Genomic DNA, 18,964 nt, shown 5'->3' on the forward strand with positions numbered 1-18,964 from the left:
AAATTTCACTTTTTGTCTCGTTCGTCTCTTTTTTGCTCAGGATCATCCATTTCCAGCACTTCTTCCTGCTCGGCGCGGTTCTGGCGGCCCCAGACTCTGGGCTCCTCCCCTTTCAGCAGGCGGGCGATGTTCTCGTGATGGCGGATCAGAATGAGGCAGGAGAGCAGCGACACCGGCAGCGTGTATTCCGGCTTGAGCAGGTAGGTAAAGAGCGGGGTCAGCAACACGGTAATGATGGAGGCCAGCGACGAATAGCCGCTCACCAGCAGCACCAGCAGCCAGGTGCCGATCACCGCGCCCCCCATGGTGAAGCCGATGGGCATCATGGTGCCGAGCGCAGTGGCTACCCCCTTGCCGCCACGGAAGTGAAAGAAGATGGGGTACATGTGGCCGAGACAGGCAGCCACCCCGATAAAGCCGAGGTAGACGGGTTTGATCTGCAGATACCAGGCGAGGTAGACGGGAGCCGTGCCCTTGAGCACATCGAGCAGCAGCACCACCACGGCCGCCAGCCGACCACCGAGGCGCAGCACATTGGTGGCCCCCGGGTTGTGGGAGCCGTGATCACGGGGATCCGGCAGACCCGTGATGCGGGAAACCAGCACAGCACTGGACAGCGAGCCGCCCAGGTAGGCCAGAATAATCATCAAAATCGTCAGGGCCGTCATCTTGGTCGTTTTTACCACGATATGAATGGGGTATGATGCGGGCCACATTCTCTGGCGCCTGCGTGGGGTTGCCCACCGCGTGTCGCCCAAACCGGCCGCCGGCACTCATCCGCTGGCCAGGCCTGCATCCCTGCGCTGTCATCACAGCCCATCAAGAGTAAAGAAGAAGTACTGTCATGGACAAGGTGTTTATTCGCGGACTCGAGGTTTTGACCACTATCGGTGTATACGAGTGGGAGAAAGGCATTCGCCAGAAGCTCTGTTTCGACCTCGAGATGGGGTTCGACAACCGCCCCGCCGCCGCAACCGACGATATCAATCTGGCACTGGATTACGCCACCCTCTCTCGCAAGATCTGTGATCACGTCGCCAGCAAGGTGGTGGAGCTGGTCGAGACCATGGCCGAACAGGTCGCCATGCTGGTGCTGGCCGACGAACGGGTGCAGTGGGTCAAGGTCACCCTGACCAAGCCGGGTGCCGTCCCCAATGCCGCCGGTGTCGGCGTCGAGATCCTGCGTCACCGCACCCCGGCCGCGAGCGCCAACTGATGACCCGCATCTATATCAGCCTGGGTTCCAGCCAGATGACAGGGAGCACCGCATGACTCGTGTCTATATCAGCCTGGGATCCAACATCGAGCGGGAACGCCATATTCGCGCCGGCCTCGATGCGCTGCAGGCCGAGTTTGGCGAGCTGCAGGTTTCCCGGGTGTTCGAGAGCGAGGCGGTTGGCTTCAACGGCCGCCCCTTCTACAACCTGGTGGTGGGTGCCGACACCGAGCTGCCGCTGGCGACCCTGTGTCAGCGACTGCGCGCCATGGAGTTCGCCCACGGCCGCGAGCCGGATGCCAAGAAGTTCGCCCCGCGCACTCTGGATCTCGATCTGCTGCTCTACGGCGAGCTGATCTGCGAGACGCCGCTGGTGCTGCCACGCGGCGAGATCCTCACCAACGCCTTCGTGCTCTGGCCACTGGCAGAGCTGGCGCCCAAGTTCTGCCACCCCGTCGATGGCCGCACCATCGGCGAGCTGTGGGCGTGCTACGACAAGGCCTCCCAACGGCTCTGCCCCATCCCCTTTCACTGGGAAGCGGGCGCATTGCAGCACCACTGAACGACAAGGGCACCCACGGGTGCCCTTGTTGCTGATGGACGGAGCTGATAACGGATAAGAAACCGTGATTGGGCCTGCGCCACGGCAAGTGGCAGGATGGCCGCCATCACAGGAGGACCCCATGCCACTCGATACCATTCACGACTTCAACTGCCGGCTGCTGGCCGAACTGCCCCATCAGCGTTTCGAGCACGAGCCCATCCTCGACTACGCCACCGATGAAAAGGTGAGAGCCCGCCTCGGCTGGCAGGCCGAGTTCAGCAAGACCCTGTTTCTCAAGTTCAAGGATGGCCGCTTCGCCTTGTTGCTGACCCACAGGGACGGCCGGCTCGACAACAAGGCGGTCAAGGCGGCGCTCGGCGCCAAGCCCTCCATCTGCACCGCCGACGAGATGCAGGCCGAAATCGGCTGCCTGCCGGGCGCGGTCTGCCCCTTCCTGCCCCGCGCCGACATCCCGCTGCTGGTGGATCCGGTGCTCATGACCCACCACGCCTTTACCTGGACCCCAGGCCACCCCGAGCAGACCTTCCTGCTGGAAACCGCTCACCTGTCCGGGCTGCTGGCCCAGCTGCCCTGCCAGGTGAACTACCTGCCGGCCCCCTGAGCCCGCGGCTCAGCGCTTGTCCCGTGCCAGCTGGGCGAAGATCAGCGCCGCCAGCATCGACATCAGGCCGATGCAGAGGTAGGTGAGGTGAAAGCCTCCCAGCCACTGGCCATCCGCCGCCGACGAGCCGGCAGAGAAGAGCCCCAGCAGGCTGGCGGCGATGGCCACCCCCAGGCTCATGGAGAGCTGCATCACCACCGACAGCAATCCGTTGCCGCTGCTGGCGAACTCCGGGCTGAGATCCTGCAGGGTCAGGGTGTTCATGGCGGAGAACTGCAGCGAGTTGATGGCGCCGAACACCATCAGCCAGCCCAGCAGCACCCCGTAGGGGAGCTGGTTGTCGATGAGGGAGAAGCTGGCGATCATCACCCCGAGCGCCAGGGTGTTGCCGATCAGGATGCGGCGATAGCCGATGCGCGGAATGAGCTTGTTCACCAGCGTCTTGGTCAGCATGGCCCCCAGCACGGTGGGGATCATGGTCATCCCCGCCTTGCTCGGCGAGAAGCCGAGCCCCAGTTGCAGAAACAGCGGGGTGAGAAACGGCATGGCGCCGCTGCCGAGGCGGGCGAACAGGTTGCCCCAGATGCCGATGGCGAAGGTGCTGGTCTTGAACAGCCCCAGCCCGAACAGCGGCTCCTCGGCATTGGCGGCGTAGAGCCAGTAGCTCGCCATGGCTGCCAGCCCGAACAACAGGGCAAACAGCGCCCAGCCGGTGGAGATGCTGTGCTCCCCCAGCCCCTGCAGGCCCACCGACACCAGCACCATGCCGGCGCTGAACATCACGAATCCCTGCCAGTCGAACTTGGCCGTGCTCTGGCGCAAGTCCGGCATGAAATACCAGCTGGCGATAAAGCCGAGCAACCCCACCGGCAGGTTGATGAGAAACACCCAGTGCCAGCTCGCCACTTCCACCAGCCAGCCCCCCAGTGCCGGACCGATGAGCGGCCCCACCAAGCCGGGGATGGTGACGAACGACATCACCCGCAGCAGCTCGTGCTTGCTGTAGACCCGCAGTACCGCCAGCCTGCCGACCGGCATCAGCAGGGCGCCACCGATCCCTTGCAGCACCCGGGCGGCCACCAGCACCGGCAGGGAGTTGGCGGCGGCGCAAGCCAGAGAGCCCAGGGTAAACAGCAGGATGGCGGCCAGATAGATGCGGCGGGTACCGAATCTGTCCGCCAGCCAGCCGGAAGCGGGAATGAGCAGCGCCACCGTCAGCATGTAGGCGATGATCACCGACTGCATCTGCAGCGGGCTCTCGCCCAGGGTCTCGGCCATGCTGGGCAGGGCGGTGTTGAGGATGGTGCCATCCAGCGTCTGCATGAAGAAACCGACCGCCGTGAGCGGCGGCAGCCATTTGCGCTGGGCAGGGGTCACCATGTGTGTGCTATCGGGCATCTGCAGCCACCTCCTCTTCAGACAAAAAAAGACCCGCACAAGCGCGGGTCATCTCATTGCATCAGGCATCAGGCTGGCCGAGCATGGCTCTGAGCTGCTCTTCCAGGCTGGGCTCGGGGGCCTTGAGGGTATCAAGGAACAACCGCTCTATGCCCACCTTGTCCTGACTCTTCACGATGAACACCAGCCGGGACTGGGCCTTGCCTTCCGGCCACTCTCCCAGCGCCTGCAGCGGATAGAGCTGGCCATGGACGCCGTGGATCACCACCGGCTGGCTCTCGCCTTCCAACTGCAAGATGCCCTTGAGCCGCAGCAGCGCATCGCCGTATTGCGCCTGCACCGCGTCGATGGCGGCCAGCAGGCGGGAGGGCTTGAGCGGCTCGCCGATGCGCAGGGAGAAACTTTCGATATTGCCGTGCTCGAAGTGGGTCGGCGCGGCCGTGCCCACCTTGGCGGCAAACGGCTTCATCTTCGGCTGCATCGGCGAGGCCAGCCCCTGTTTCGGGGATTCGGTGCGCAGCCAGGCCAGCAGCTGGCGCACGTCGCGCCCGGCCGCTTCGTTGTAGGCCCCCAGCTTCTCCAGCACGGCGGGCGAGAGCACACCATTGCTGACCCGCTCGATGGGGGCCGCCGGGTTGAGAGTCGCCAGCTGGGCCTCCACCCGTACCAGCGTCTCCTCATCCACCAGATCGCCCTTGCTCACCACCAGCAGATCCGCCAACGCCACCTGTTTCACCGCTTCATACTGAGCCACCAGCTGCTGCTCGATATGGCCGGCATCCACTACTGTGACGGTGCCGTCGAAGCGGTAACGCTGGGCGATAAAGCCCTCCTCCCTCAACGTGAACAGCACGGGGGCCGGATCGGCGAGGCCTGTGGTCTCGATGATGAGTCGCTTGAACGGTTTGATCTTGCGCTGAATGGCCTTCATAAACAGCCCCTGCAGCGCCTCCACCAGGGAGCCCTGCACCGAGCAGCAGATGCAGCCGGAATCGAGCAGCACCACCTGCTCGTCCACCTGCTGCACCAGGTGGTGATCCAGCCCCACCGAGCCGAACTCGTTGATCAGCACCGCGCACTCGCCGAGCTCCGGCTGCTTGACCCAGTGGTTGAGCAGGGTGGTCTTGCCGCTGCCGAGAAAGCCGGTCAGCAGGGTCACGGGGATGCGAGTATCTTGCATATCGGTCATGTCAAATCCTTACCGGTTGGCAAACAGGTCGGCGAGCCAGCGGTTTTCGAAGCGGCCGTGGGGGTCGAGCTCGCCCTTGAGGGCCAGGAAGTCGTGCCAGCGCGGCAGCAGGGCCGGGAAGTCGTAGAGATCCATCGCCAGGTGCTTGCCAAAGTGCGGGATGCCACCAAGCGGCACCAGCAGTTGCTGCAGCTCGCGCATCTGCTCCATGGAGCCGTTGACGAAGGTGCCGTCCGCCGCCAGATAGACCAGGAACCCGATCCAGCAGACAGACTGATCGTAGGCGGCGCTGAGCCAGGCTTCGGAGGGGCCGGTGCAGCGCAGGATAAAGGGGTAGTGCAGCACGCCGGGGTTGGCCTGCTGCCACGCCTGCAGGGTCTCCAGCGCCTCGTTCATGCGATTAAGCGGCACCGCCACTTCGCAGTTGATCTGGGGCGCCGGGATCCCCTTGCAGAGGATCTGGTAGACGTTGCCCACCAGATCGGAGGCATCCTTGAAGCGGCGCACCGTCTCGAAGTGCTCACCGGCCAGCGCCTCATCCTTGGTGTCCTTGGCCATCTTCTGCAGAGTCGCATCTATGGTGGCATTCATGCGGGCATCGATGTCGCCCTCCAGCAGCAGCGGCTCGCTGCCACCGGCGCGGTAGCGGGCCACCTCCTCCTCGGAGGCGGGGTCTACCAGCCAGATGTGGCTCTCGCCGGTCCAGGCGAACCACCAGCTTTTCACGAAGGCGTGCTCGCGGTTGAGCCGCTCGTTGTGTTCCAGCAGGAAGGGGTAGTCGGTGGTGAACTTGGTGCAGCGCATGATGCGGTTGGGCACAGTCTGCAAGGTGACGTCGAGCAGGATGCCGAGCATGCCCATCCCCATCACGAAGGCGCCAAAGCGCGAGTCGGTGCGATCCACCCGGATGATGTCGCCACTGGCCAACATCACGGTCAGGGCCGCCACCGCATCGCAGAGGGCGGACTGGTGCAGCCCCTGGCCGTGAGTGCCGGTGCTGAGCGCACCGCCCAGGGTCTGGATGCCGATGACGCCGGGGGAAGCCGGCAGCATCCGCTCCATGGCGATGAGATCGGCGTAGACGGTGTCGAGCGGGGTGCCCGCCTGATAGGTGACGGTGTCGGCGGTCTGCGCCAACTGGCCACGCAGGTGGTGCAAGTCCACCAGCAGCGCCTGGCTACCCTCGGCATAGACGCTGTGGATGGGTTCGAAGGAGAGGCCGGAGCCGATGAGGCGCAGCTTGCGCTCGGGGTTTTCCCGCAGCAGTTGCTGCAGTTCGTCGCGATTCTTCGGACGCCACACCTGTTCCAGCGCACCGAGGGGATTGGTCCTGGACCAGTTGAACAGCACCTCCCGCTGACCTATCGCCTTGATGCTGTGAAATGCCTGGAACCTGACCGTCATACCGCCCCTCATCTTTATTGACGTCAAAATGAGCACCAATTCTACCGAAAAGCGGACCACAAGGCATGAAAAACAAGCCCCTACAGTCGGGGGTGGATAGGGGAGAGCGCCTCTCCCCTCGCCTCAGCGCGTCTGCTGGGTCAGTGCCAGCAGCATGCCGAATCCCACCAGCAGCCCCCCAAACACCCGATCGATCCAGTGGCGCACCGCCAACAGCCGACCCCGTACCGAGTCAGTGGAGAAGAAGATCGCCACCGCGCTGAACCAGACGGCGTGGGCCAGCACGATGAAGGCGCCGTAACCGAGCTGGACCGCCAGCGGTGTCTGCGGCTGCACCACCTGCATGAACAGGCTGACGATGAAGATGGTGGTCTTGGGGTTGAGCACATTGGTCAGGAAACCGGTGCGCAGCGCCCCCAGGCTGGAGAGGGCGGGCTGGTCGGCCAGCACCTCGGCGGTCGCCGGTTTGGCCCGCAGCATCTTGATGCCGAGGAAGATGAGGTAGGCGGCCCCCGCCAGCTTGATGAGGTTGAACAGCCAGAGCGACTGCTGGATCAACAGCCCCACCCCGAGCAGTGTGTAGGTGACGTGCACGCAGACCCCGGCACCTATGCCGAGCGCCGTCAGCACACCGCTGCGGCGCGAGAGCAGCAGGCTGTTACGCGACACCATGGCGAAGTCGGGCCCGGGGCTGATGACGGCAAAGAAGGTAATGGCCACTACGGCTAACAGTTCGGTCATGAAAATAGTCCTGATCAGATGGAATATCGGCTATTTTATTTGGCCATAGTACCAATAACGAACGATAACTTCTGACATGAACGGTGAGAATAATTCACAGAAAAGCCTGTCGTTGCCCGCCCTGACCGCGCTGCGTTGCTTCGAGGTGGCGGCCCGCACAGAACACTTCAGCCGCGCCGCCGACGAGCTGCACCTCACCCACGGCGCCGTCAGCCGGGCGGTGCGCATGCTGGAGGAAGATCTGGGGGTCATGCTGTTCGAGCGGCGCCAGCGCCGGGTCTTTCTGACCGAGGCGGGCGAACGGCTCTATCAGGCGGTCAGGGAGGGGCTGGGCGGTATTCGCCAGACGGCGCAGGCACTGCGCCAGCAGGGACGGCCGACGTCGCTGGTCATCTCCTGCGAACCGACCCTGCTGATGCGCTGGCTGATCCCGCGCTGGCCCGCCTTCCAGGCCCTGCACCCCGAGCTGGACGTACACCTGATGGCCGGTGGCGGCGCCCTCAACTTCGGCAGCGGCATCGATCTCGCCATCCGGCGCAACGACTTCCAGTGGCCCGCCGAGCTCTACAGCCAGCCGCTGTTCGAAGAGCTGACCGGGCCGGTCTGCCAGCCGGGCAAGGTGGCGCAGTTCTTCGAGACGGGGGCAAACGGCCCGGCCCTGCGCCCTGGCGCCCCCCGCCTGCACACCAAGACCCGGCCGGGGGCCTGGCAGGAGTGGTTGCAGCACGCCGGCCAGTTTGCCTGCGAGGAGGCACCGGGGCAGACCTTCGAGCACTTCTACTTCAGCCTGCAGGCGGCGGTTGCCGGGCTGGGAGTCGCCATCGGCCCCTACCGGCAGGTGTGCGACGACATAGACGCCGGCCTGCTGGTAGCGCCGCTCGGCTTCATTGCGGATGGCACCGGCTATCACCTGCTCGCCCCCGCTCCGCCCGCCCCTGGCAGTGCCCACGCCAAGCTCGCGGAGTGGCTGCACGCCCTCACCTGACGACTCAGGCCGAGAGCGCCTGCCGCGCGGGATCGACGCAGGAGTGGCGCAGCACCTCCTGAAATTCGCGCAACGGCAGCGGGCGGCCAAACAGATAGCCCTGCAGGTAGTCGACCCCCTTGCCCCTCAGGTAGTCGGCCTGCCGGCGCGTCTCCACCCCCTCGGCCACCAGCGCGAGGCCGAGCCGGGTTCCCAGATCGATCACGTTGTCGACTATGTGCTCGGAGAGAGATTCGGTGCCGATCCTGCCGATAAATGACTTGTCTATCTTGAGATAGTCCACATGGAACTGCTGCAGATAGTGCAGGCTGGAGTGGCCGGTACCAAAGTCGTCGATGGCCAGCCTGACCCCCATCTCGTCGAGCCGGCGAAACAGTGCCAGCGTCTTGGGATCCGCCACCAGCAACTCCCGCTCGGTCAACTCCAGCACCAGCACCACTTGGCCAGGCGCGAAGTGATCGAGGAAGCGCCGGCACCCGGCAAGCAGTGTCATGTCGCGGCAATGGCCGGCACTGATGTTGAAGCTGATGTGAAAGCCATCGGGCACCAGCTCTCGCGCCATGCTCAGCTCGCGGGCCACCTCCTCCATCAGCAGGGTGGTCATCGGCACGATCAGGCCGCTCGCCTCCGCCTGGGGGATGAAGAGATCGGGGCGGATCAACCCGGCCGTCGGGTGCTGCCAGCGCATCAACACCTCGCCTCCCATCACCCGACCACTCCCCGCCTCCACCAGCGGTTGCAGATAGGGTACGAACTCCCGGTTGCGCAGGGCACGGGCCAGCTCGATCCCGGGGGAACGGGGTCGCCCCAGCAACCACCAGATGAGCAGGGCAAAGCCGAAGCAGATCCCCAGCAGCAGCAGAATGGCCCAGGGGCGGGTCTGCCAGAGGGAGCGCCAGAGCGAAGGGAGATCGTGCCCGGCATAGATGGAGAGCGGGTAGCGGGCAGAGCGGATCTCATGACCGGCCAGCATGGAGGGCGCCTGCGGCTCTTCACTCAGCACGCCCCGCTCATCCAGCCACTGCTTGCCCACGTGCAGCAGCAGGGTGCAGGGGTGGCCACTCAGCACCAGCATGAAGCGCAGGTAGTCGCCGTCTATGGTGCTGAAGATGGCGCCCTTGCCCTCGCTGTCGCGCAGCGCCAGCAGGGGGTGATCGGCCCTCACCTGATTGCCGGCCATCAACCGCAGCCGGCCACCGCTGTAATGCTCGAGCCGATCCGGCCACTGGATAGCACCAAACAGCGAGTTGCAGTAGATCCCCTGCTCCCCCACCAGGTTGACGGTGCGCACGAAGGGCACCAGCGCCACCTGCTGGCGCAGGGTGAACAGGGCCTGCTCGCACGGTTTGTCAACGAAGGGACGCAAGGCCTGGTTGGCCCCCTCTGCGTGGGTCAGCATGGTCTCCATCAGGGTGACCGCCTGCCGGGCCGAGCGTTGCGACTGGCGATCCAGCGTCTGCAGATGACCGTGGTAGATGGTCCACAGCCCGAGCGAAAAGGGCAGCATGAACAGCAGCAAGGTGCATCCGAACCTTAGCCAGGTGCGGGAGAAATCCAGGTTGAGCGGCGACATCGACATGGCGGAACCATACAGCAAACATGGCAGCCCACCTTAACAGCCGATGCTGAATCAGGCCCTAACATGCGCAAAGATTGACCAGCTGCTGACAGCGAGACAAACAAAAGCCCCGGCACGGGCCGGGGCTTGGAGTCAGTACGGATGCGCCCTGTCGGCGCCTCCCCTTATACCGCTTGCTGCAGGATCACCGCATCGGCCTTCTTGGTGTAGGAGGCGATCTCGTTGAAGTTGAGGTAGCGATAGGTGTCGGCGGCAGTGGCATCCAGCGACTTGGCATACTGCAGGTACTCGGCCACGGTCGGGATCTTGCCGAGGATGGCGGCAACCGCAGCCAGTTCGGCGGAGGCCAAGTAGACGTTGGCACCCTTGCCCAGACGGTTCGGGAAGTTGCGGGTGGAGGTGGAGACCACGGAGGCCCCTTCCGCTACCCGCGCCTGGTTGCCCATGCAGAGGGAACAGCCGGGTATTTCGATGCGGGCACCGACCCGGCCGAAGATGCCGTAGTAGCCCTCTTCGGTCAGCTGATCCTTGTCCATCTTGGTGGGCGGGGCGATCCACATGCGGGTCGGCAGCTCGCCCTGGTACTTCTCGAGCAGTTTGCCGGCGGCGCGGAAGTGGCCGATGTTGGTCATGCAGGAACCGATGAACACCTCGTCGATCTGGTCGCCAGCCACGCTGCTCAGCAGGCGGGCATCGTCCGGATCGTTCGGCGCACACAGGATCGGCTCCTTGATGGTGGCCAGATCGATCTCGATGATCTCGGCGTACTCTGCGTCCTTGTCCGCTTCCATCAGCACCGGGTTGGCCAGCCACTCTTCCATCCCCTTGATGCGGCGGGTAATGGTGCGCACGTCGCCGTAACCTTCGGAGAGCATCCATTTGAGCATCACGATGTTGGACTTCAGATACTCGATGATCGGCTCTTTATCCAGCTTGATGGTGCAACCGGCGGCGGAGCGCTCGGCGCTGGCGTCCGCCAGCTCGAATGCCTGCTCCACCTTCAGGGTCGGCAGACCTTCGATCTCGAGGATGCGGCCGGAGAAGATGTTCTTCTTGCCCGCTTTCTCGACGGTCAGCAGCCCTTTCTGGATGGCGGCGTAGGGGATGGCATGGACCAGGTCACGCAAGGTGATGCCCGGCTGCAGCTCGCCCTTGAAGCGCACCAGCACGGATTCCGGCATATCCAGCGGCATCACGCCGGTGGCGGCGGCGAAGGCCACGAGGCCAGAGCCCGCCGGGAAGGAGATCCCGATGGGGAAACGGGTGTGGGAGTCACCACCGGTACCCACGGTATCCGGCAGCAGCATGCGGTTCAGCCAGGAGTGGATGACGCCGTCACCCGGACGCAGGGAAACACCGCCGCGGTTCATGATGAAGTCCGGCAAGGTGTGGTGGGTCTGTACGTCGATGGGCTTGGGATAGGCCGCGGTGTGGCAGAAGGACTGCATGGTCAGATCGGCGGAGAAGCCGAGGCAGGCCAAGTCTTTGAGCTCGTCGCGGGTCATCGGGCCCGTGGTGTCCTGGGAACCGACCGTGGTCATCTTGGGTTCGCAGTAGGTGCCCGGGCGGATGCCCTTCACGCCGCACGCCTTGCCCACCATCTTCTGGGCCAGGGTGAAGCCCTTGCCGGTGTCGGCGACAGGCTGCGGACGACGGAACACGGTGGAGAACGGCAGACCCAGCGCCTCGCGGGCCTTGTCGGTCAGGCCACGGCCGATGATCAGCGGAATACGGCCACCGGCGCGCACTTCGTCGATCAGCACGTCGGTCTTCAGTTCAAACTGGGCCAGCACCTGGTCGGTGCCGTGCTTGCAGATCTTGCCCTGGTACGGGTAGATGTCGATCACATCGCCCATTTCCAGCTTGGAGACATCCACTTCGATGGGCAGGGCGCCGGCATCTTCCATGGTGTTGAAGAAGATGGGGGCAATCTTGCCGCCGAGGCAAACGCCGCCGGCACGCTTGTTCGGCACGAACGGAATGTCGTCACCCATGAACCAGAGCACCGAGTTGGTGGCAGATTTGCGGGAAGAGCCGGTACCGACCACGTCACCCACGTAAGCCAGCGGGAAACCTTTCTCTTTCAGGGCATCGATGGTCTTGATGGGGCCGATGACGCCATCCTTGTCCGGGGTGATGCCGGGACGGGCGTTCTTCAGCATGGCCAGCGCGTGCAGCGGAATGTCCGGGCGGGACCAGGCGTCCGGCGCCGGTGACAGATCGTCAGTGTTGGTTTCGCCGGTCACCTTGAACACGGTGACGGTGATCTTCTCGGCCAATTCGGGGCGGGAGAGGAACCACTCGGCGTCGGCCCAGGATTGCATCACCTGCTTGGCGTGGGCATTGCCGGCCTTGGCCTTCTCTTCCACGTCGTGGAAGGAGTCGAACATCAGCAGGGTGTGGGAGAGGCCCTTGGCGGCAAGAGGAGCCAGGGTCGCGTCGTCCAGCAGGTCGATCAGCGGCTGAATGTTGTAACCACCCTGCATGGTACCGAGCAGCTCGACGGCTTCGGCAGCGGTGAGGATGGGAGAGTGGGCTTCGCCCTTGGCAACGGCGGTGAGGAAACCGGCTTTCACATAGGCCGCTTCATCAACGCCTGGGGGAATACGGGAGGACAACAGCTCTTTCAGAAAGTCTTGTTCACCGGCGGGCGGGTTCTTGAGCAGTTCAACCAGGGCGGCGACCTGCTCTGCGTCCAGAGGTTTGGCAACCACGCCTTCGGCGGCACGTTCTGCGACGTGTTTACGGTATGTTTCAAGCACGACTAATTCCTCTTTGGTCTTTTTTTGGGGTTCGCCCACGCTCGCGGCGATCGTCCTTGCGGGACACCCGTAGGGTGCCCCCCACTATATAAGTTTTAACGACTAATTAAAATCCAAAGCCTGTACAGATATTCATCAAAACAACATAACCATCTAAACTTGCTGATGTTTTACAAGCGGATAAATGGCACACCAGAAATAAGTTAACAAAAAGGCATCATTTTCCCGTTATTCGAACGTGCTGCCCAATTGCAGATAGAACATGTCGTTGCCCCCCTCCGCCATGCCGTAGCCGAGGAAGATGGGGCCGAGAAAGCTCTCCACCCCCACGTAGACGGAGCCGGCGGTGAAGGAGCTCTCCACGCTGATATCCCTGCCGCTGTTCCACACCCCACCCTGCTCGATGGAGCCCCCCAGATAGAGCGGGGCCCGCAGCGCGCCGAAGTCGTTGTCAGCCACCCGGTAGATGTAACGCAGCCCGCCAAACAGGCTGTAGCGGCCGCTCAGCTGGTAGCGCTGGAAGCCGGACATGCGGAACAGTCCGCCAAGATCCTGCACGAACAGCGGGTACTCCTCCTGGGAGGTGGAGCCCCCTCCCTCCAGCAGCAGGTTGAGGCTGTGTCTGTCCCAGGACCAGGGCTTGATCATCGCCAGGTGGTAGTTGACCCCCTCGTAGCGATCATTGATGTCACTGCTGTCATCCAGCCGGACGGCGGAGTAACCCCCCTTGATGTCCCAGTAGGCGCCCTGATAGGGGAAGTAGCGGCTGTCGAGTGTGTCGTGCTCGAAGCGGACATAGGGGCCCCAGGAGGAGGCATCCACCTTGGCATCCGCCACGTTGCGAATGTCGATGTCCCCCATTTTTCCCTCCAGCCCGAGCGAGAGACGGCTCCAGGGCTGACGATTCCAGCCCACCGCCAGATCGACGCTGGTGAAGCTGTATTCGGAATCGACATAGCTCACCCCATCGGCCGCCCGCGTCTCCTCGGGCATGAAGATGCGGCGCTGGGTCTTGTCATAGGCCAGGCTCGCCTCGCCGAAGAAGGTCTGGGAGGGCTCCAGCGGAGTATAGAAGTCGGTCTTGAAGTGCTTGGCGGTACCGAGCGATGCCTCGGTCAGCCACTCGCCCCCCCAGTCGTTGACGTTGGTGAGGGTGTAGGACATGCCCACGTTGTAGTTGGAGCTGCTCTCGAAATCATCGGAGAAGCCGAACTGGAAGTTGAGGTAGCCCGGCCCCCAGTTCTTCTCGCTGGCGTCGACCACCAGCACGTTCTCGCCACCCCGCTCCACCACCTCGTAGGTGATGCGATCGAACGACTCCAGCGCATAGAGCCGGCGAATGCCCGCCTCCAGGCTCTCGTTGGTCTGGATCTTGTCGGGACGCACCTTCAGCATGGCGCGCACCGTCTCGTCGGAGAGACGGGACTTGTTGATGATCTCCACCTTGTCGATGTAGTAGGCGGGCTGACCGCTGCGCTCGGCACGCCGGCTCAGCTTCTGGTTGCGATAGGCGGCATAGGCGGCCGGCGAGAGGGAGAGCTTGTCGAGCCGGGCCGAGGCGCGGTTGGCCACCTCCTCCCCGAGCTTGATCCCCTCCGGCATCAGGGCGAAGTCGGCAATGCCCATGTTGCCGAACTCGGGCGTCAGCAGAATGTCGTCTGGCCCCATCAACGCCTTCTGTTTCTCGGTGCCGACCTGGGTCATGTAGGTGGTGAGCTGGTCGATCATGGCGAGCCCCGATTTCAGAGACTCGCGGGTGCGCAGCCTGGCGCTGATGTCCACCGCGATCACCACGTCGGCCCCCATCGCCTTGGCCACGTCCACCGGCATGTTGTTGACGGTACCGCCATCGGCAAGGATGTGCCCCTCCCACTCCACCGGTTTGAGGGCGCCGGGAATGGACATGGAGGCCTGCATCGCCTTGGCCAGGCTGCCGTGGTCCAGCACGAAGGGGGTCACCGTCTCCATGTCGGTGGCCATGGCGCGGTAGGGAATGGGCAGATCGTTGAAGCTCTTCTGTACCGGCAGGTTGGAGGTGGCGTGGCGCAGCAGGCTGGCCATGGACTGGCCCTGGAAGAAGCCGTCGGGGAACTGGACCGAGTCGCCGTTGATGCCGATGTCGGTGCGCAGCTGGTACTGTTCGCTCTGCTGCTTCTTGCGCAGGGAGAGTTCGTCGCGCCCTACCTTGTCCTGATAGCCCTTGTTCCAGTCGATGGCCAGGGTGGTGCGCTCCACCTCTTCGGCGCTGAGCCCCATGGCGTACATGCCCGCCACGTAGGAGCCCATGCTGGTGCCCACTATGATGTCGACCGGGATGCGCTTCTGCTCCAGCACCTTGAGGATGCCGATGTGGGCCGAGCCCTTGGCGCCGCCGCCGCTGAGTACCAGGGCAATTTTGGGCCGTTCGGGCTGGGCCGCCGCCATCAGCGGCAGACAGGCCAGCAAAATCAGGAACAGGGGGTTCCATCCTCGACGAAAGATGCGCATATGATTTTCCATTGAATCCAGGGCGAGCCAGCTAGGCAGTGAAGCCTACTATAAGGTGCGCAAAGCGAACCGCAACAGTTGGCAGGGGTTATCGGCGCGCATTCCGACGCAGGCGGGTACGGCCCGGCCAGGCAGCGATGTGAGCGCAAACGTAATCCATCAATAAAGTGGGCCGGCCTATCAAGGGTGGCGCCGGGCTGCCGCTAATATGTGCTCAATCCCGCGTTCATCCATCCGAGTCACTCTTATGCTTGCAAGCCTGACACTCAAACAGAAAATCCTGGCCACGGTCACCCTCGCCGTGGTGCTCTCCTGCCTGCTGGTGGGCTACTTCAGCCAGCGCTCGGCCCAGCAACTGATCGAAACCCGCATGTTCGAGCAGGAGCTGCCCAACCTGACCCAGCGCATCGGCAAGGAGATCGAGAAGGATCTCACCTCGGTCGCCGGCGCCGCCAGACAGCTGGCCAACGATCGCTTCGTGCTGGACTGGGTCGAGCGCGGCATGCCCAAGGAGCAGGAGTCCATCCTCATCAACCAGCTCAAGGATATGACGAGCCAGTATGGTCTGGTCACCGCCTCCTTCGCCGATCGCCAGAGCGCCGCCTACTACAACCAGGATGGCTTCCTGCGCAACCTCACCCCGGAGCAGGACGCCTGGTTCTATGGCTACACCAAGAGCCAGCAAGACCTGATGCTCAGCATCTTTCGTGAGAGCAACGGCGAGGTTAAGCTGTTCGTCAACTTCCAGCAACTCAATGGCCGCGGCCTCGCCGGTCTCGCCAAGTCCCTCGACAGCATGGTCAGTATGCTCGCCAACTTCCGCATCGGTGACAGCGGCTTCGTCTTTATGACCGATGGCAGCGGCAAGGTGAAGCTGCACCCCGACGCCAGCCGTATCGACCGGGACAGCCTGACCCAGCTGGCAAGCGGCAGCGGCAACCTGCTGGCCAAGCAACCCTTTGCCGCCACCCACGCCGAGGTGGATGGTCAGCCGGTGGTGCTGGCCAGCAGCTACATCCCCCTGCTCGACTGGTACCTGGTGGCCCAGGTACCGGAAGCGGAGATCTATGCCGAACTGGACCGCGCCCGCCTGCACATCCTGCTGGTGAGCCTGACCATCGCCGCCGGCATGGGCCTGCTCGGCATGCTGCTGGCCGGCTCGGTGAGCCGCCCGCTCAACCAGCTGGCCCGCCTGTTCCGCGAACTCGGCAGCGGCGACGGCGACCTGACCCAGCGTCTCAAGGTGGAAGGGCGGGATGAACTGGCCCAGGTGGCTACCGGTTTCAACAACTTCGTCGCCAAGATCCACGGCTCCATCGAGCAGGTGGCCGACAACTCCCGCCAGCTCGCCGCCACCGCCAACGAGGTGGCTGCCAAGGCCCAGCTGACCCAGCACAACTGCACCGCCCAGCGGGATCGCACCGTGCAGGTAGCCACCGCCATCCACGAGATGGGGGCCACCGTGAGTGAAATCGCCGGCAATGCGTCGCTGGCGGCTGACGTGGCCAAGCAGGCCAACGAGCAAGCCGATGCAGGGGCCGGCGTGGTCGCCCAGGCCCGCCACGGCATCGTCGGCCTCTCCGGCGAGATTGAAGGGGTGGCCGGGGTCATCGAGTCACTGGCCAGTCAGACCGACTCCATCGGCAGCATCCTCGACACCATCCGCAGCATCTCGGAGCAGACCAACCTGCTGGCGCTCAACGCCGCCATCGAGGCGGCCCGCGCCGGCGAGCAGGGCCGTGGCTTCGCGGTGGTGGCCGACGAGGTGCGCAACCTCGCCAGCCGCTCCGCCGCCTCCACCGCCGAGATCCAGGGCATGATCAACCGGCTGCAGGAGCAGAGCGCCCGTGCCGTCAGCGCCATGGCCCAGGGCCGCAACCAGAGCCTGGAAGTGGTCACCCAGGCCGATGCCGCCAACGGCGCCCTCGGCCAGATCACCGCCCATATCACCCAGATCAGCGACATGAACATCCAGGTCGCCACCGCCACCGAGGAGCAGTCCAGCGTGGTGGGCGAGATCAATCGCAACGTAGAGGACATCAACCAGCTCACCATGGAGACCGCCGACATCGCCCACCAGCTGACCGAGTCGAGCCGCAGCCTGCAGCACCTCTCCGGCGAGCTGGACAAGCTGGTCGGCAACTTCCGACTTTGAGGCTTTTGACATCACAAGGGGCGCATGGCGCCCCTTTTTGTTGGCCGTTTGTTAACAAAGGCTCAAGTTGGCGCCAGATCCGTCGATTTATACTGTGATAACTCACATCGTCATGATCAGCGAGGAGAGCCCATGCTAGAGGGTAAACTGACAATCAAGAGCCAGTTGATACTGGCTGTCGCCGTGCCCTGTCTGGCGCTGCTGCTGGTGGGCGCCGCCAGCCTTCGCAGCATGGGCGCTATCGAACGACAGGCCACCGAGCTCTACGAGAACACCGCCACCCCGATGCGGGCCATGGCAGAGGTAGTGTCGCGCATCCCCCGCATGCGGGTGGGGCTCGACATGATGCTGCTGCAAGAAACCTCGCTCAAGGATGAAAAAGGGGTGTTGACCCGGGTCAAGGAGACACGGGAAGAGGACATCCCCGAGATGCGCCAGGCCATGCAGCTAGCGGTCAACGCCCAGGTCGATCCTGCCGCGCGGCAAAATGCCCAGCAGCTGTTCGAACAATTCGAGGCGATGGAAAAGAGTGAGTTGCAGCCCATGCTGGCCGCCATGGAGCAGGGTGACATGGAGAGTGCACGGCGCATCTACAAGGAGCGCTACGCGGTGACCTACGGCACCATGCGCAAGAGTGCCAATACCCAGCTCGACGAACTGATGAAGCTGGCCCAGCAGCGTCACGCCATCAGTCAGCAGAGCTTCGCACGGGGCGAAAGCCAGATGCTCGCCATCATAGGAGGCGCACTCGTCATCTGCCTGCTGGTCTCCTTTCTGGTACTGCGTGGCCTGCGCAATCGCGTCAGCTTCCTGCAGCAGTACATTGGCTATGCCGCCGAACACCTGGCGCTGGATTCCCGTGCCCAGCTGAAGGGCAATGACGAGCTGGCGGAGATCACGGTGAGCTTCAATCACTTCGTCAGCAAGATCCACAGCGCCATCGAGCAGGTAGCCCGCAACTCCCATCAACTGGCCGCCACCGCCGACGAGGTGGCCGCCAAGGCCCAGCTCACCCAGCACAACTGCACCGCCCAGCGGGATCGCACCGTGCAGGTGGCCACCGCCATCCATGAGATGGGGGCCACTGTAAGCGAAATCGCCGGCAATGCCTCCCTCGCCGCAGAGGTGGCGAGACAGGCCAATGAGCAGGCGGATGCGGGGGCCGGCGTGGTTGCTCAGGCCCGCCACGGCATCGTCGGCCTCTCCGGCGAGATTGAAGGGGTGGCCGGGGTCATCGAGTCGCTGGCCAGCCAGACCGACTCCATCGGCAGCATCCTCGACACCATTCGCAGCATCTCGGAGCAGACCAACCTGCTGGCGCTCAACGCCGCCATCGAGGCCGCCCGTGCCGGCGAGCAGGGCCGTGGCTTCGCAGTGGTGGCCGACGAGGTGCGCAACCTCGCCAGTCGCTCCGCCGCCTCCACCGCCGAGATCCAGGGCATGATCAACCGGCTGCAGGAGCAGAGCGCCCGCGCGGTCAGCGCCATGACCCAGGGCCGCAACCAGAGCCTGGAAGTGGTTACCCAGGCCGATGCGGCCAACGGCGCACTCGGCCAGATCACCGCCCACATCACCCAGATCAGCGACATGAACATCCAGGTCGCTACCGCCACCGAGGAGCAATCGAGCGTGGTGGGCGAGATCAACCGCAACGTGGAAGACATCAACCAGCTCACCATGGAGACCGCCGACATCGCCCACCAGCTCACCGAGTCGAGCCGCAGCCTGCAGCACCTCTCCGGCGAGCTGGACAAGCTGGTCGGCAACTTCCGGCTGTAACTCTTGGCGGCCACTTCATCACCCGACAGAGGGCGCTGCGGCGCCCTCTGTCGCCACCACGGCAAGCCGTGACGCAGGTGCTTGTGCGCCGCCTCCACCGGCT

At 64.0% G+C, this 18,964-nt stretch carries 14 protein-coding genes; 6 read left to right on the plus strand and 8 right to left on the minus strand.

Annotated elements, in window-relative coordinates; genetic code table 11:
• Positions 1-5 precede the first annotated feature (5 nt).
• On the minus strand, positions 6-668 hold the full coding sequence (gene plsY, locus AB5Y95_RS06705; RefSeq protein WP_016352149.1) for a glycerol-3-phosphate 1-O-acyltransferase PlsY: 663 nt from the start codon (positions 666-668) through the stop codon (positions 6-8).
• 176 nt (positions 669-844) lie between these two features.
• On the opposite strand from plsY, the gene folB reads away from it, so the two are divergent.
• From folB to AB5Y95_RS06720, 3 genes are all read left to right on the plus strand, one after another.
• The gene (gene folB / locus AB5Y95_RS06710; protein ID WP_010635977.1) at positions 845-1,216 is read left to right on the plus strand and encodes a dihydroneopterin aldolase; all 372 of its coding nucleotides are present in this window, start codon (positions 845-847) and stop codon (positions 1,214-1,216) included.
• Between the two features lie 52 nt (positions 1,217-1,268).
• Complete coding sequence (gene folK / locus AB5Y95_RS06715) at positions 1,269-1,778, plus strand: 2-amino-4-hydroxy-6-hydroxymethyldihydropteridine diphosphokinase (RefSeq protein ID WP_117405598.1); 510 nt, start codon at positions 1,269-1,271, stop codon at positions 1,776-1,778.
• 121 nt (positions 1,779-1,899) lie between these two features.
• Positions 1,900-2,382, plus strand: a complete 483-nt coding sequence (locus tag AB5Y95_RS06720; RefSeq protein ID WP_368160192.1) for a YbaK/EbsC family protein — start codon at positions 1,900-1,902, stop codon at positions 2,380-2,382.
• A 9-nt stretch (positions 2,383-2,391) separates the two neighbouring features.
• Here the strand turns inward: AB5Y95_RS06720 and mdtD are convergent, their stop codons facing one another.
• The 4 genes from mdtD to AB5Y95_RS06740 all read right to left on the minus strand — a co-directional run bounded on the left by mdtD (position 2,392) and on the right by AB5Y95_RS06740 (position 7,114).
• The gene (gene mdtD, locus AB5Y95_RS06725; RefSeq protein WP_005305583.1) at positions 2,392-3,780 is read right to left on the minus strand and encodes a multidrug transporter subunit MdtD; all 1,389 of its coding nucleotides are present in this window, start codon (positions 3,778-3,780) and stop codon (positions 2,392-2,394) included.
• A gap of 61 nt (positions 3,781-3,841) precedes the next feature.
• Entirely contained in the window at positions 3,842-4,969 is a 1,128-nt protein-coding gene (locus AB5Y95_RS06730) for a GTP-binding protein (RefSeq protein ID WP_368160195.1), read from the minus strand.
• Between the two features lie 9 nt (positions 4,970-4,978).
• On the minus strand, positions 4,979-6,373 hold the full coding sequence (locus AB5Y95_RS06735) for a D-arabinono-1,4-lactone oxidase (RefSeq protein WP_368160198.1): 1,395 nt from the start codon (positions 6,371-6,373) through the stop codon (positions 4,979-4,981).
• A 123-nt stretch (positions 6,374-6,496) separates the two neighbouring features.
• Positions 6,497-7,114 carry a LysE family translocator gene (locus tag AB5Y95_RS06740; protein WP_010635972.1) on the minus strand — a complete coding sequence of 206 codons (618 nt, stop codon included), beginning with the start codon at positions 7,112-7,114 and terminating at the stop codon, positions 6,497-6,499.
• A 76-nt stretch (positions 7,115-7,190) separates the two neighbouring features.
• Between AB5Y95_RS06740 and AB5Y95_RS06745 the strand changes: the two genes are divergently transcribed.
• Positions 7,191-8,099: a LysR family transcriptional regulator gene (locus AB5Y95_RS06745; RefSeq protein ID WP_368160201.1), complete on the plus strand. Its 909-nt coding sequence runs from the start codon at positions 7,191-7,193 to the stop codon at positions 8,097-8,099.
• A 4-nt stretch (positions 8,100-8,103) separates the two neighbouring features.
• Here the strand turns inward: AB5Y95_RS06745 and AB5Y95_RS06750 are convergent, their stop codons facing one another.
• The 3 genes from AB5Y95_RS06750 to AB5Y95_RS06760 all read right to left on the minus strand — a co-directional run bounded on the left by AB5Y95_RS06750 (position 8,104) and on the right by AB5Y95_RS06760 (position 14,927).
• On the minus strand, positions 8,104-9,678 hold the full coding sequence (locus tag AB5Y95_RS06750; protein WP_368160204.1) for an EAL domain-containing protein: 1,575 nt from the start codon (positions 9,676-9,678) through the stop codon (positions 8,104-8,106).
• Between the two features lie 164 nt (positions 9,679-9,842).
• A complete protein-coding gene (gene acnB, locus AB5Y95_RS06755) occupies positions 9,843-12,440 on the minus strand; it encodes a bifunctional aconitate hydratase 2/2-methylisocitrate dehydratase (RefSeq protein WP_005305603.1) in 2,598 nt (865 codons plus the stop codon).
• Between the two features lie 228 nt (positions 12,441-12,668).
• Entirely contained in the window at positions 12,669-14,927 is a 2,259-nt protein-coding gene (locus AB5Y95_RS06760) for a patatin-like phospholipase family protein (protein ID WP_010635968.1), read from the minus strand.
• Between the two features lie 247 nt (positions 14,928-15,174).
• Between AB5Y95_RS06760 and AB5Y95_RS06765 the strand changes: the two genes are divergently transcribed.
• Both AB5Y95_RS06765 and AB5Y95_RS06770 read left to right on the plus strand, forming a co-directional pair.
• Positions 15,175-17,082, plus strand: a complete 1,908-nt coding sequence (locus AB5Y95_RS06765; RefSeq protein ID WP_368160206.1) for a methyl-accepting chemotaxis protein — start codon at positions 15,175-15,177, stop codon at positions 17,080-17,082.
• 132 nt (positions 17,083-17,214) lie between these two features.
• Positions 17,215-18,861 carry a methyl-accepting chemotaxis protein gene (locus AB5Y95_RS06770; protein WP_017779058.1) on the plus strand — a complete coding sequence of 549 codons (1,647 nt, stop codon included), beginning with the start codon at positions 17,215-17,217 and terminating at the stop codon, positions 18,859-18,861.
• Positions 18,862-18,964 lie beyond the last annotated feature (103 nt).

Origin of the sequence: Aeromonas sp. R5-3, assembly GCF_040908225.1 — a bacterium.
Taxonomy (GTDB): Bacteria; Pseudomonadota; Gammaproteobacteria; order Enterobacterales; family Aeromonadaceae; genus Aeromonas; species Aeromonas dhakensis.

Coding starts and splice junctions, on each gene's coding strand:
- plsY (WP_016352149.1), bottom strand. CDS start 668: ATGACGGCCCTGACGATTTTGATGATTATTCTGGCCTACCTGGGCGGC.
- folB (WP_010635977.1), top strand. CDS start 845: ATGGACAAGGTGTTTATTCGCGGACTCGAGGTTTTGACCACTATCGGT.
- folK (WP_117405598.1), top strand. CDS start 1,269: ATGACTCGTGTCTATATCAGCCTGGGATCCAACATCGAGCGGGAACGC.
- AB5Y95_RS06720 (WP_368160192.1), top strand. CDS start 1,900: ATGCCACTCGATACCATTCACGACTTCAACTGCCGGCTGCTGGCCGAA.
- mdtD (WP_005305583.1), bottom strand. CDS start 3,780: ATGCCCGATAGCACACACATGGTGACCCCTGCCCAGCGCAAATGGCTG.
- AB5Y95_RS06730 (WP_368160195.1), bottom strand. CDS start 4,969: ATGACCGATATGCAAGATACTCGCATCCCCGTGACCCTGCTGACCGGC.
- AB5Y95_RS06735 (WP_368160198.1), bottom strand. CDS start 6,373: ATGACGGTCAGGTTCCAGGCATTTCACAGCATCAAGGCGATAGGTCAG.
- AB5Y95_RS06740 (WP_010635972.1), bottom strand. CDS start 7,114: ATGACCGAACTGTTAGCCGTAGTGGCCATTACCTTCTTTGCCGTCATC.
- AB5Y95_RS06745 (WP_368160201.1), top strand. CDS start 7,191: ATGAACGGTGAGAATAATTCACAGAAAAGCCTGTCGTTGCCCGCCCTG.
- AB5Y95_RS06750 (WP_368160204.1), bottom strand. CDS start 9,678: ATGTCGATGTCGCCGCTCAACCTGGATTTCTCCCGCACCTGGCTAAGG.
- AB5Y95_RS06760 (WP_010635968.1), bottom strand. CDS start 14,927: ATGCGCATCTTTCGTCGAGGATGGAACCCCCTGTTCCTGATTTTGCTG.
- AB5Y95_RS06765 (WP_368160206.1), top strand. CDS start 15,175: ATGCTTGCAAGCCTGACACTCAAACAGAAAATCCTGGCCACGGTCACC.
- AB5Y95_RS06770 (WP_017779058.1), top strand. CDS start 17,215: ATGCTAGAGGGTAAACTGACAATCAAGAGCCAGTTGATACTGGCTGTC.